The sequence below is a fragment of the Neolewinella xylanilytica genome (genome assembly GCF_002934605.1).
GTDB classification, from domain to species: Bacteria; Bacteroidota; Bacteroidia; order Chitinophagales; family Saprospiraceae; genus Neolewinella; species Neolewinella xylanilytica.
In genome coordinates, this window is the sequence record NZ_PTJC01000006.1 from 1,813,674 (window position 1) to 1,826,347 (window position 12,674).

At 58.5% G+C, this 12,674-nt stretch carries 9 protein-coding genes; 7 read left to right on the forward strand and 2 right to left on the reverse strand.

All coding sequences use genetic code 11. The features are described from left to right. Positions 1–22 precede the first annotated feature (22 nt). Positions 23–3,118: a S41 family peptidase gene (locus CLV84_RS16785; RefSeq protein ID WP_104420910.1), complete on the forward strand. Its 3,096-nt coding sequence runs from the start codon at positions 23–25 to the stop codon at positions 3,116–3,118. Here CLV84_RS16785 and bshC read toward each other — a convergent pair. Beyond that, positions 3,115–4,704, reverse strand: a complete 1,590-nt coding sequence (gene bshC, locus CLV84_RS16790; protein ID WP_104420911.1) for a bacillithiol biosynthesis cysteine-adding enzyme BshC — start codon at positions 4,702–4,704, stop codon at positions 3,115–3,117. The two genes, CLV84_RS16785 and bshC, sit on opposite strands and share 4 nt — an antisense overlap. A gap of 74 nt (positions 4,705–4,778) precedes the next feature. On the opposite strand from bshC, the gene CLV84_RS16795 reads away from it, so the two are divergent. Together CLV84_RS16795 and CLV84_RS16800 are read left to right on the forward strand one after the other, a co-directional pair. Beyond that, entirely contained in the window at positions 4,779–5,873 is a 1,095-nt protein-coding gene (locus CLV84_RS16795) for an endonuclease/exonuclease/phosphatase family protein (protein WP_104420912.1), read from the forward strand. Between the two features lie 9 nt (positions 5,874–5,882). Continuing rightward, entirely contained in the window at positions 5,883–6,683 is an 801-nt protein-coding gene (locus CLV84_RS16800; RefSeq protein WP_104420913.1) for a hypothetical protein, read from the forward strand. On the opposite strand, the gene CLV84_RS16805 is transcribed toward CLV84_RS16800, so the two are convergent. Further along, positions 6,680–9,325: an AAA family ATPase gene (locus CLV84_RS16805; RefSeq protein WP_104420914.1), complete on the reverse strand. Its 2,646-nt coding sequence runs from the start codon at positions 9,323–9,325 to the stop codon at positions 6,680–6,682. The two genes, CLV84_RS16800 and CLV84_RS16805, sit on opposite strands and share 4 nt — an antisense overlap. A 163-nt stretch (positions 9,326–9,488) precedes the next feature. Here CLV84_RS16805 and CLV84_RS16810 point away from each other — a divergent pair, with 163 nt between their 5' ends. From CLV84_RS16810 to CLV84_RS16825, 4 genes are read left to right on the forward strand one after another with little or no spacing between them, the layout of a single operon-like run. Beyond that, positions 9,489–9,959, forward strand: coding sequence for a ribonuclease H-like YkuK family protein (locus CLV84_RS16810; protein WP_104421230.1), 471 nt, complete (start codon positions 9,489–9,491; stop codon positions 9,957–9,959). Between the two features lie 44 nt (positions 9,960–10,003). Continuing rightward, a complete protein-coding gene (locus CLV84_RS16815; RefSeq protein ID WP_104420915.1) occupies positions 10,004–11,302 on the forward strand; it encodes an amidohydrolase in 1,299 nt (432 codons plus the stop codon). Further along, positions 11,292–12,239, forward strand: a complete 948-nt coding sequence (locus tag CLV84_RS16820) for a DUF4421 family protein (RefSeq protein WP_104420916.1) — start codon at positions 11,292–11,294, stop codon at positions 12,237–12,239. The genes CLV84_RS16815 and CLV84_RS16820 overlap by 11 nt, the downstream gene beginning before the upstream one ends. Positions 12,240–12,248: 9 nt before the next feature. Beyond that, positions 12,249–12,599: a DoxX family protein gene (locus tag CLV84_RS16825; protein ID WP_104420917.1), complete on the forward strand. Its 351-nt coding sequence runs from the start codon at positions 12,249–12,251 to the stop codon at positions 12,597–12,599. Positions 12,600–12,674: the final 75 nt, after the last annotated feature.

Here is a 12,674-nt window from a genome sequence, read left to right on the forward strand (position 1 = left end):
CATTCAATCCCAACCCGGCCCGATGAAACTTCTTCCCCTGCTTTACTTGCTTTGCGGCAGCCTGACCGCCCAGGATATCTACTTCGTTGACGAGCCTACGCTGACCCCCGATGGTAGCGAGATCGTATTCAGCTATAACCAGGACCTCTGGCGCATACCCACTGACGGCGGTATGGCCGTGCGGATTACGGCCCTGGAGGGCAACGAAACCAACCCGTCCATCAGTCCCGACGGCCGCTACCTGGCGTTCAGTGGTAATCAGTACGGCAACCTCGACGTCTACCTGATGCCCCTCGAAGGCGGCGAGATTCGCCAGCTTACCTTTCACGAGGCCGACGATAAGGTCGAAAGTTGGTCCTGGGACAACGACCGAATCTATTTCACCTCGGGGCGGGAAAACCGCATGTCCACCTATACGGTACCCCTGGCCGGCGGCACCCCGAGCCGCCACTTCGGGGAAAACTACTTCAATACGGTTCACAACGTCGCCGAGCATCCCGACGGCAGCGTCTACTTCAACGAGAGCTGGGAGAGCAGCCTGTTCGTCCACCGCAAACGCTACCGCGGGCCTTTCAATCCCGACATCAAGCGCTATGACGCCGCTACGGACACCTATACCAAACTCACCGACTGGGAGGGCAAGGACATGCTGCCCGTTATCGACCGGGAAGGGACGATCTACTTCGTTTCCGACCGCGATAACGAGGAATATAATCTGTATCGCCTCGACGGGAATGGGGAAACCGAGCGCCTCGTGGCCAGCGACCAGTCTATCTTTTCCCCGGCCGTAAGCGCCGACGGGAGCCGACTGGCCTACGTGAAGAACTATCAGCTCTACACTTACGACCCCGCCAGCGGCCAGGAGCGCAAGGTGCCGGTGACCGTCAGTGGGTTCGAGGGATTGGCCAAGCAGCAGGACTTTAAGACGGCCGGCAACGTCACGGCCTTCGACGTGGCCCACGACGGCAAAAAGCTCGCCTTTGTTTCCCGCGGCGAACTCTTCGTAGCCGACGAGGAAGGGAAATTCATTCGCCAACTTAACACCGGTCCCGGTCGCGTGCGGGAGGTAAAGTGGCTAAAGGACAACCGCACCCTACTTTTCAATCAGACCGTGGCCGGTTACCTGAACTGGTTCACGCTTCCGGCCGACGGCAGCGGCGAAATGCAACAGCACACCAACGAGAACCGCAACAATCGTCACGTGGTGATTAACCACGATACCACCATGGCGGTGTACTTCAGTGGCCGGGACGAGCTGCGGATGCTCGACCTCTCCGATTTCAGCAGCGAGACGATCTTGACCGACGAATTCTGGGCCATCCAGAACACGCTTCCCCGCTGGTCGCCCGACGATGCCTACGTGGCCGTGAACGCCCGTCGCGACTTTGAGATGGACATCCTGGTCTATGACGTCGACGACAAGACCCACCAAAACCTGACCGAAACGGGCGTGTCGGAGTGGGGGCCTTACTGGTCGCCAGACGGTAAGTATCTCTACTTTCACTCCTCCCGCCACCAGCCCGGCTATCCGCGGGGTGGGGGAGACGCCAACGTTTACCGCCTGCCGCTGCGCCGGATGCGGGAGCCCTTCCGGGCGGCCCGTTTCGCGGAGATCTTTAGTGAAGAAGAAACGGAGAAGGATTCCGTCACCATCATCGAGCCCCGGGGCATCATGGAACGGATCGAGCAGATCGGCACGGCCTTTGGCGACCAGGGCAGCCTGGCGGTAGTGCAGGACGACGAAAAGCAGATCGTTATCTACGGCAGCGATCAGGAGGGAGGAAAAACCCAGCTCTTTAAGACCGTACTTAGTCCCTTCGAGGATCCCAAGACCGAATCCATCGAGGCGAAGGGAGCCGGTGGGGCGGATGACTTGGTCACCGCCGACGGCAAGCACTACCTCCTGGGTGGCGGTAAGATCCTCAAGTTGGACCTCGACAAGAACAAGGCCGAGCCCATCGAACTCGACTACACTTTCCGCCGGAGCCTGCGGCCCGAGTTCGAGCAGATGTACTACGAGACCTGGGCCAATCTGGAAGAAAACTTCTACGATGCCGAATTCCACGGCGTCGACTTCGCGGAGGTGCGGGAGCACTACGCCGGTTTTCTGCCCTACGTCAGCACCCGGGGCGATCTGCGGCGACTGATCAACGATATGCTCGGCGAGCTGAATACTTCCCACTTCGGCTTCTACTCCAGCGGCGACGAGGAGGAGACCACCTTCGGATCGAAGACCTTCGACCTGGGCATTGCCTTCCGGGCGGATGCACCTTACGTGGTGGAATCGGTTATTCCCGACGGCCCGGCCGACTTTTACGACATCAATCTGCGGCCCGGCGACCGGCTGGTCGAGCTGGACGGCCAACCCATCGACCCCGCCCAAAACCGGGAAGCCTACTTCACCCGCCCCAGCGTCGACGCGGAGGTCGAAGCGACCTTCGAACGCGACGGGAAGCCATTCTTGGTGCGGCTGCACCCCGTTTCCTACGGTCAGGGCCGGGACCTCCGCTATGACGCCTGGGTGGACGAGAATCAGCGCCGCGTGGACGAAGCCACGGATAGGAACGTAGCCTACGTGTACATGAAAAACATGGGCGGCGGCGAACTCGACAACTTTCTCAACGAAATGGTGTCCGAAGGCCACAACCGCGATGCGCTGATCCTGGACCTACGCTACAACACGGGCGGCAACGTGCACAACGACGTGCTCCAATTCCTGAGCCAGCGTCCCTACCTCAAATGGGGGTACCGCGGCGGAGAGAAAACCCTCCAGCCGAACTTCATTCCCGATGCCAAGCCTATCGTACTGCTCATCAACGAGCAGAGCCTCAGCGACGCCGAAATGACGGCCGAAGGCTTCAAGCAACTGGGCCTCGGTACTACGGTCGGCATGCCTACCTACCGCTGGATCATCTTTACCAGCGGCGGCGGCCTGGTCGACGGGTCATCCTACCGACTGCCCAGCTGGGGATGCTACACCCTGGAAGGACAGAACCTGGAAAAGACCGGCGTGGAACCCGACGTCACCGTCGATAATACCATGCTCGACCGGCTCCATGGCCGTGACCCCCAGTTAGAGCGGGCCATTGAGATCGTCACCTCCGGGGCAAAGCGCTAGGGTTGGATGACCACGAGACCTGGCTCCAGGGGATCCAGGTGCTGGATCAGGGTTTGAAACATCTCCTCGCCTTCCTGCAGGTAAATATTCAGGAAGTTGTCGTAGCGCTCCTGCATGCCGTTGTCGGGGAAGAGTTTGTCGCGAAGCGAACGGATTTGGTTCATAGAGGTTTCGAAGCGCTGCTTTTCGGTGCGGCGCAGCCGGCCTTCGAGGTTCTCTACCGCCTTGGCCTGACGGGCGTGTTCACCCATGACCGCCTTGGCCAGGGTGGGGTCGATGCCTTCGGCCTTGTCGGCGATGCCCTTGAATAGCTGTTCCAGTTGCTGAAGTTCGTCCGCCAGGCTCAGTTCGTTTTCCGACTGTTCGGCTACGTAGTCGCGGATGATGAGGTCCGCCGGCTGGAAGAGCTTGCGGTAATCGAGGTCTAGTTTTTCGAGCTTTTTCTGGTTCCCTTTATCGATCCAGAGCACGGAATTGCGCCGGATCAGCATCGGGAAATTCAGGCCGAAAGTTTCGAACTGTTCCTTCCGCTCCAGCCAGTAGGCGATCTCCCCGCCGCCGCCGATGTAAGCGAGGTTCGGAAAGATCAGCTCCTGGAAGAGGGGGCGCATCACCACGTTGGGGCTGAAGCGTTCGGGGTGGTCGCGTAGCTCCTGGCGCAGTTCCTCCTCGGTGAAGATCTTGTCGGTATCGAGTACCGCGAAGCCGCCATCCTTGCGCACGATCCGGTCGCGGCGATTCGGGGTGAGGTAGAAGAGGTTGATCTCGCGGGCGTGGGCCTGGCCACTGTAGCCGAGCTTTTCTAGTCGGGATTGGGCGCTTTCGATCAGGGGTTGGCTGACGGATTCGAAGATCTCCCGTTCCATGAACCCGGCAAAGGCGGCTTTGAAGGCCTGGTGACTCATGTCGGCCACGATCAATCCTTCCTTCGCGAACAGCTCGTGCACCAGCGCTGCGGCGCCCGCACCGTACGTATCGTGTTGGGTGTAGGCCTGCTCAATGCGCGCGTAGATGTCCTGGGCGGTGGGGCGGTCGCCCAAAATTTCCTTCAGTTCCGCCAGGGCTTCGGTGAGGCTATCGGTGGAGAGGGCGCCCACGGGTCCACCGGCGTCCTGCTTCCATTCGATCCGGTTGCCGTACACCTGGGCGTGGTTGATTTCCGCGAAATCGTGGTCTTCGGCGCCGCTGATGAAGACGGGTACGAAGTCGTTGTCCGGGTAAGCCTGCTTTAGCTGCCGCGCCAGGTTGATGGTGGAGCAGATCTTCAAAATGTAGTAAAGCGGTCCGGTGAAGAGGGCGGGCTGGTGGGCCGTAATTACGGTATAGGTTTGCGTCGAGCGCAGGAGCGAAAGGGATTCGGGAACTTCATCCTGCAAACCGAGGGATTCATACTGTGCCAGGAGGGTATCCACAAGCAGCTCGCGGTCGGTTTCGTCAGCGGCTTTGTCCTCGATTACCGAGGCGAAGGCTGCTTTGGTGACGCCGTACTTGTAAAACGGTCGTAAGGCTTCGTTCTCCGTGGCATAGGCCACATCGCGCTGGGAAAACTGGGGAACTTCGGTGAAGGGTATGCGCTCTATTTTCATGGCTTTGTTTACAACATAACCGACCAAAGGTTTGCAAGCCGCGGCGGGGCGGGCGGGGCGGCTTACCTTTGAGCATGCGTAACCTCTGGCGCTTCCTGCGTATTCCGCTGGCCATCCTGGTCCTTTACCTTTCGGTCATCCTGATCTACGGTACGGCTACCGACTGGCAACCTACCGGCGTCACTCCATTGGATGCCAGCGCCGGACGGACGGGAACGGAAACGGTCATCCAGGATTCCCTGCTTCGCTTCCTAACCTGGAACGTGGGCTATGGCGGGCTCGGCGCCGATGACTATTTTTTCTACAACCGGGGTGACTTTTTCTGGACCGACCTCGGCAAAGTCCGATCGCCCGAAGCGAATGTAACCCGTTACGTTGCCGGCCAGGAGCTCACGGTGACCAGTACCCAGAGTGACTTCTTCTTTTTGCAGGAAGTCGACACCGCTAGCCGGCGTAGCTACTTCATCAATCAACTCGCCGCCGCCCGCGAGGCTCGTCCCGATTACTCGGCCTATTACGCCCCCAATTTCCAAAGTAACCGCGTACCCATTCCCCTGTTTCAACCCTGGGACCACTACGGGGGTGTACAATCCGGCCTGGTGACTCTCTCCCGCTACCGTCCCACGCGGTCCGAACGCCTTCAGTTACCGGGGGAGTTTCCCTGGCCGACCCGGCTGTTTCAGCTCGATCGCTGCGCGTTGCGCCAGGTTTTCACCACCGCCTTCGGTCCGGATCTGGTGGTGTACAACCTACACCTTTCGGCCTACGACAGCGACGGAAGCCTGCGGCGGGAGCAAATGCGTTACCTGCGGGAACAAGTGCTGGAAGATTATGCGGCGGGCAACTACGTAGTAGCTGGTGGTGACTGGAATCAGATTCCACCCGGCTTTAGCTGGTTCTCCCTAAACCCCACCGTAGAGGAAACGATCCTTCCCCCGGGCATCGATTTCGACTACCTGCCACCCGGGTGGGCCTGGGCGTACGACCCGGCGGCGGCTACCGTCCGGAAGTCCGACGAAGCCTACGATTCCCACCGGTCGGAAAAGAGCGTTATCGACTTCTTCCTGTGCAGCCCGAATATCCGGTTACGACGAATTAAGACGATCGACCAGGACTTTCAATTCAGCGATCATCAACCCGTCTACCTGGAAGCTGAACTGCTGCGGTAGTTTAGTGTTATGGCCCGTATGAAATTCAGCATCCCCCTCCTTTTGCTCGGCCTCTTAGGCATCAGCAGCTGTGATAGCACCGATTCCACCACCGAATCCAGCGCGAGCGATTCCAGCGAGATCAATCCGGCGGCGGAAGGCTTCGATCTGGCCGGTTCCGACCCCCAGGCCATTGCCATCGCGGATAGCGTGGTGAAGTACCACGGCGGGCGGAAGGCGTACGACGACGTGCGGTTTTTACAGTGGAATTTCTTCGGGGCCCGACGGCTAACCTGGGATAAGGAAGAAGACCGCGTTCGGATCGACGTTCCCAACGACAGCATGATCTATCTGCTGGACTTCAGCGACGACGACCTCACCGGAGCGGTCAGCAAGAACGGTATGGAGATGACCGAGCCCGATAGCATCGATCTCTACCTGCAGGATGCCTACTCGATGTGGATCAACGACAGTTACTGGCTCGTTCAACCCTTTAAACTGAAGGACAGCGGCGTCACCCTAAAGTACGCCGGTGAAGGGGAGGACCCCCAGAAAAATCGCCCCTCGGACATCCTCGAATTGACTTTTACCGAGGTCGGCGACACTCCCGGAAACAAGTATCGCCTTTACGTAGACAAGGAGAACTACCGCATAAACACCTGGCAGTTTTTTCGGACCGCGGACGATGCGGAGCCCGCCATCAGTACCCCCTTTGACGGCTACCAGGATTACGCCGGCGTCATGCTATCCGGCGACCGGGGCGGACGCTTTCAACTGCAGGACATTTCCGTTACTAACGATATGGACGAATCGGTCTTCACCGAGTTCTAGAAACCGATGCGCTTCCGCTGGATCGAGAGTTCCTTCGTATCCAGTTTAAGATGCTCGACGTCGGCGCGGGAAATCCGCGCGCTCGGCGACCGTTTTCCTTTGCCGCTTTCCGCCTGTCGTAGATCGTGCCGGCGCAGGATATCCACCACCAGCTGGCGGACCGTACGTGCATTGCCGAAGTAAGCGTCCCGGTACTTGTGCAGGAAGGCCAGGTAAGCCTGGAGGTGTTGCCGGGCCGGAGCGGATAACAGGACCCCACGGTCGCGGAACATCTCGTCGGCGATGCGGCCGAGTTGCTCCGGATTGTAATCTTCGAACTTCAGAATCTTGTCGAAGCGGCTACTCAGGCCCGGATTGGCTTTGAGGAAGGTTTCCATATTGTCGGGATACCCGGCGACGCAGACGAAGAATTCTCCCCGCTGGTCTTCCATCCGTTTCAGCAGGGTTTGAATCGCTTCGTCACCGAAGTCACCCCGCTGTCCGGCCTGGGTTTGGGTAAGGGCGTAGGCTTCGTCGATGAACAGCAGCCCGCCGATGGCTTCCTCGATCACCTTGGCCGTTTTCTCCGCGGTTTGACCTACGTAGCCGGCCACTAGTCCCTGGCGGTCGGTTTCCACGATGTGCCCGCGTTCCAGGATGCCGAGGGCGTTGTAGAGGGTGGCCAGGATGCGGGCAACGGTGGTTTTGCCCGTTCCCGGGTTGCCCACCAGGACGGTATGGAGGTGAAAGGCATTGAGGACATCGCGGCCGGACTGCCGGTAATACCGGACCAGCCGGACCAGCTCGTGGAGTTGGGCCTTCACCGCGTCCATGCCGATCAGGACATCGAGTTCGGCCAGGGCACTGGTCAGTAAATCCTCATTGACGGGTATGGTAGGTCGTTCGCGGACGGTCGATGGGGTAAGCTTTACTACGTCTTCGGCTTCGATGGTGCTGAGGTACTCGTCGCTGAGCGATTCCCCGCTGTCGTCGCGCGCCATGATCCGCAATGCCATTTGCACTTTCGCTTTTTCGATGAGGTCGTGTACGTAGCGGGCGTTTCCGAAAGTGCGATCGCGTTCGCGGAAAGATTTGGTGATCGTTTCGTTGATCAGAGCCTTCGCGGCGAGCGTCATCGTTACGCCAAGGCGCGTTGCCGCGTAATCCGCGATCTGGCTTAACTCCTGGGGTAAAAAATTTCGGAACTCGTAGAAGAGTTTGAAACGCGATTTCAGGCCCGTGTTGCTGTCGAGGAACCGCTTCATCTCGTCGGTATAGCCGGCCACGATGACGGCCAGGTCGCCGGCACCATTCGACATTTCCTTCACCAGGATTTCAATGACCTCGCGGCCGAAATCTTTGCCGTCGTCGTTGTTACGAGCCAGGGAATAAGCCTCGTCGATGAAGAGGACGCCACCCCTCGCGCTTTCGATGACTTCCCGGGTTTTGGGTGCCGTCTGCCCGATGTATTCCCCCACCAGGTCTACCCGGTCGGCAACCACGGTATGGCCGCTGCTCAGCAGGCCCATCTTTTGGTATAGCTTGCCCATCATTCGGGCAACGGTGGTCTTTCCGGTACCGGGGTTACCGCTGAAGACGGCGTGCACGTCGATGCCCGTATCCATAGCGAACCCGCGCTTCTGACGCAATTGCAGGAACTGGATGTAGACGGCGTGTTCCCGCATCTGTTGCTTCACCTCCTGTAGGCCGATGAGGGCATCCAGGTCGGCCATGATGTGCTCGAACTCCTCACTATCCTCCCCTTCGGCGTTCAGGAGCACGGGGTGATCCCGACCGGGGAGGTACACTTTGGGGCTACCTTCCATCGACTCGTCGCTCACCTCGAAGTGAACCGTGGCGATGAGGGAATCGAGGAATACGATCTCCGCGGTGTATTGATCTTCCCGCCACAGGTTTGGCGTAGCGGCTCCCCAACCGACGGTGAGCTGTATACGGTCTTTCTCGGGCTCGACCTGAATCAACCGCGATACCTGTCCCTTCAGCTCCCTGGTCTGGTTGTGGAACTTGGTAAACAGCTCGAGGTGCCAATCCTGACTCGGCTGTAAATTGAGGAAGTCCAGCTCGAGATAAATGTACCGGGTCTCCTGGCTGGAAAACTGTTTGAGGTAGGTCCGGTCATCGGAGGATACGTCGTCGTAGGGCCCCTCGTACATCTTTACGGACTGCAGCTTAAGGTACTGATCCGCAATCCGTTCCTCGTCTTCGTCGGGGCTGTCGTCGTCTTCCGCCTCGATGATGTAAAAGAATTTGCTTCCCACCTTTTGGCCGCCGATGTAGGCCTCCCAGAAATAGGTGCCGGCTTTCCAAAAGGTTCCTTTCTTCTGATTTCCCCAGCCTTCGCGGACGTAAACGGTGGGGTCGAAGCGGCTGATCTCTTTGTCAATCGTCAGGCTGCAGATTTCCGTCCGGTTCTGGTCCTCTACCCGGAAGCACTTCAATTCAATCCGCAACGCCCAATCCTGGACATCGAACGCTTTGTTGTACAGCGATAATTCGGCGTAGACGTAAGCCGTCTCGAACCGGTCGAACACCTGGCGATACTTCTTGACGTTGTCCCACAGGTACTCCGTCGAGTTATACACCTTCAGTTCGCGAAACTTAAAGTTCGCGCCGCCGGCGGTTTTTGCTTTGGATTCCCGCATGTGGGTAATGTACGCGTTTAAGGACGTAAGCCGGGTTAACACGGGAGGATAAATTTTAACCTATTGGTCATATGCTTTGCAACTTCCCAAGCTAGGGGGTTGGTTATCTTCACCGTATCAGCAACCAAATGCAAAACGGATGAATACCAAGGCGTTAACTGAAATGAAGTGGCGTCGCTATGACGGCCGTCGGATTGAGGGCGACATCCAGGAAGCGGTGGAAAAGACCGTCGTCCGGGAGGTTGCCGCCGGGCACCGCCTCAAGGTCTGCATCGGTACCGATAGCCAGGTACGGGGTAAGACCGTGGAATTTGCTACCGTCATTGTCTTCCTGCGGGAAAAGCGGGGCGGATTCATGTTCATCGCCAATTACAAAAGCGAAGCGAGGATGAGTCTGCGGGAACGCATGATCCTGGAAGTCGGCCGGTCGGTGGAGATCGCTTACGCGCTGTGTGGCATCCTGGACCGCCACCAAGTCGAACTGGAGGTGCACGCCGACATCAATACCGACCCCCACTTCCAAAGCAACGTTGCGCTTAAGGAAGCGATGGGCTATATCCTGGGGATGGGCTTCGTCTTCAAGGCCAAGCCCGATGCGTTCGCATCCTCGGCCTGTGCCGATAAGGTTTGCTAGCCAGCACCGTGGCTACGTATCTTACCGGGTAAATACGAGATCCTATGCGTATCCCAACTATCGTACTGTCGCTCTGCCTTGCCGCTGTTGCCCATGGCCAATCCGATTACGGTTCCGTAGCCAGCGCCGCCGAGGCCATTGACGGCAAGGTGGTCGAATGGCGCCGGCACGTACACCAGTATCCGGAACTCAGCAACCGGGAATTCAAAACCGCCGAGTACATCGCCGACCATTTACGTACGCTCGGCATGGAGGTACGAACGGGCGTCGCCCACACCGGTGTGGTCGGCATCCTGAAAGGAGAACTGCCGGGACCGACGGTGGCGCTTCGGGCGGATATCGACGCTCTGCCCGTTACGGAACGCGCCAATCTGCCCTTCGCGAGCAAGGCCACCGGTACCTATCGGGGGGATACGGTAGGCGTAATGCACGCCTGCGGTCACGATACCCACGTTGCCATGCTCATGGGCGCCGCCCAGTTACTCAGTGAACGGAAGGCGGAGCTTCCCGGCACAGTTGTTTTCCTTTTCCAGCCGGCCGAGGAAGGCGCGCCGGTGGGGGAAGAAGGCGGGGCGGAGCTGATGGTTAAGGAGGGGGTCCTCCGTGACTATGACGTGGAAGCAGCCTTCGGTATTCACATCAACTCGCAAACCCCCGTCGGACACGTCAATTACAAACCCGGCGGCATGATGGCCGCCGCCAATCGGTTCGAGATCACGGTAAAGGGTAAACAAGCCCACGGGTCCACCCCCTGGGCGGGGATCGACCCCATTACCGTAGCCGCCCAGATCGTCACTGGTCTGCAGCTGATCGTCTCCCGCCAAAGCGAATTGACCAAGGAGGCGGTGGTTATCAGCCTGGGCGTCATCGAGGGGGGCGTTCGCAACAACATTATTCCCGAAGCGGTGACCATGATCGGCACCATCCGTACGCTGGACGAGGACATGAAACAGGAGGTATTCGAGCGCATCCGGGCCACCGCGACGAACATCGCAGAAGCCTCCGGTGCCAGCGCGGAGGTAACCATCGACAAGGGCTATCCGGTCACCTACAACGATCCCGATATGACCCAGCGGATGTTGCCAACGGTACAATCCACGCTGGGAGAGGATAACGTCCACCTGGTGAACGCGATCACCGGTGCCGAGGATTTTTCCTACTTCGCCCTGGAAGTTCCTTCCGTCTTTTACTTTCTGGGAGGCATGTCGCCCGACATGGATCGTTCGGAAGCTCCCGGTCACCATACCCCGGATTTCGTGATCGACGAGGAAGGCCTGAAATATGGCGTCCAGCTTTACACTAACTTAGCCCTGGACTACCTGCGGAGTGAGCATGGGAAGTAGAGCCCTACGGTGCCTTTTCCTACTGATCGGCATGCTGCAGCTGGCCACGGCAGTGGCTCAGTTCGATAGTACGTACGTGGAAACGTTCGCCTCCCGTACCCGCGTCAACGGCGGCCTTCGCTACCGGGACAATTCAGCCAGCATATCCGTCGGTGGGGCGCAGTCGCTTACGCTCTCCAATAAGGGGCTGGCCGTCCGGTTCGGTGGGCGTTACAAGTGGTTGGGCTACACCTTTAGCATTCCCGTGAGTGACCTGGGCACCGACAGCGAGCTGGGGGACGCCACTTCACTTGGCGTAAACTTGCAGCTTTACCGCGATAAGTTTTACCTGAATCTCAATGCCCGACGCACGGTCGGCTTCGTACGGCGCAGCCCGGGAGATCCCGATTATTTCCGCCGCGACATTAAGTTCCTGAATATCCTGGTGTACGGGTTCCGTATCCTCAATTCCAAGGAATTCAGCCTCGGTTCGGCCTTTAGGCAGCGCAGCAGACAGTTGAAAAACTCGGGTTCTTTTCTGTTGGCCGGCATGGCTAACCGGCAGGTACTTACAGCCAACCAACTTACGCTGCCCGCCCCGGAATCCGATGCATTGGTCATTGACCGGTATTCCCAGGTAAAATTCGGGGTGGGTTTGGGCTACGCCTACACCTTTCTGTTCGGCAAAAATCTATTCGTTACGCCGCTGGCCGTAGTAGGCCCGGAAGTTCGGTTCGTAGACTACGATCCGGTGGCATCCCAACGCGAGGTAGAGGGGGTGCGGCTCAGTTTGCGGTTTCGCACGCGACTGGCCTTCGGGTATAATGGCCGGCACAACTACCTTGCCATTACCGCGGCCTATCTTCCCAGCTACGATGCCACGGAGACTTTGGATACGAGAGTGGACGAAACCCGCATCGAGTTGATTCTGGGCCACCGTTTTCACGGAACCCGATAATTCCCCTTTATGACGCTTTTTGCTTATGGCTTCGCGGTGATCCTGATCGCCGCCGGCATCTACCACTTTGTGAATCCTTCCTTTTACTACCCCATTATCCCCGGTTGGATGCCGCGGGTAGCGGCCAATGTAGCCGGCGGAGTAGCCGAGATTCTCATCGGATTGGGCATGCTGGTTCCCGCCACTCGTGAACTTTCTCTCTGGTCGGCGGCTATTCTTATGGCGCTCTTCTTGCCCATCCATGTCGTAGATTTGCTCCGCGATCGACCGGTAATCGGAAGCAAGCTGATTGCCGTTCTGCGGCTACTCCTCCAGTTTCTCTTGATCGGATGGCTGGTGTGGGAAGCCCGAAGAGGGTAGGGCGCCGCGCGCGGGTGTAAGGGTGTTGTCAAATCCGTAAAGTACTCCCCGTGGTACACTATTATGCAATCCCGC

Coding starts and splice junctions, on each gene's coding strand:
- CLV84_RS16810 (WP_104421230.1), top strand. CDS start 9,489: ATGAAGTGGCGTCGCTATGACGGCCGTCGGATTGAGGGCGACATCCAG.
- CLV84_RS16820 (WP_104420916.1), top strand. CDS start 11,292: ATGGGAAGTAGAGCCCTACGGTGCCTTTTCCTACTGATCGGCATGCTG.
- CLV84_RS16805 (WP_104420914.1), bottom strand. CDS start 9,325: ATGCGGGAATCCAAAGCAAAAACCGCCGGCGGCGCGAACTTTAAGTTT.
- CLV84_RS16795 (WP_104420912.1), top strand. CDS start 4,779: ATGCGTAACCTCTGGCGCTTCCTGCGTATTCCGCTGGCCATCCTGGTC.
- CLV84_RS16785 (WP_104420910.1), top strand. CDS start 23: ATGAAACTTCTTCCCCTGCTTTACTTGCTTTGCGGCAGCCTGACCGCC.
- CLV84_RS16800 (WP_104420913.1), top strand. CDS start 5,883: ATGGCCCGTATGAAATTCAGCATCCCCCTCCTTTTGCTCGGCCTCTTA.
- bshC (WP_104420911.1), bottom strand. CDS start 4,704: ATGAAAATAGAGCGCATACCCTTCACCGAAGTTCCCCAGTTTTCCCAG.
- CLV84_RS16825 (WP_104420917.1), top strand. CDS start 12,249: ATGACGCTTTTTGCTTATGGCTTCGCGGTGATCCTGATCGCCGCCGGC.
- CLV84_RS16815 (WP_104420915.1), top strand. CDS start 10,004: ATGCGTATCCCAACTATCGTACTGTCGCTCTGCCTTGCCGCTGTTGCC.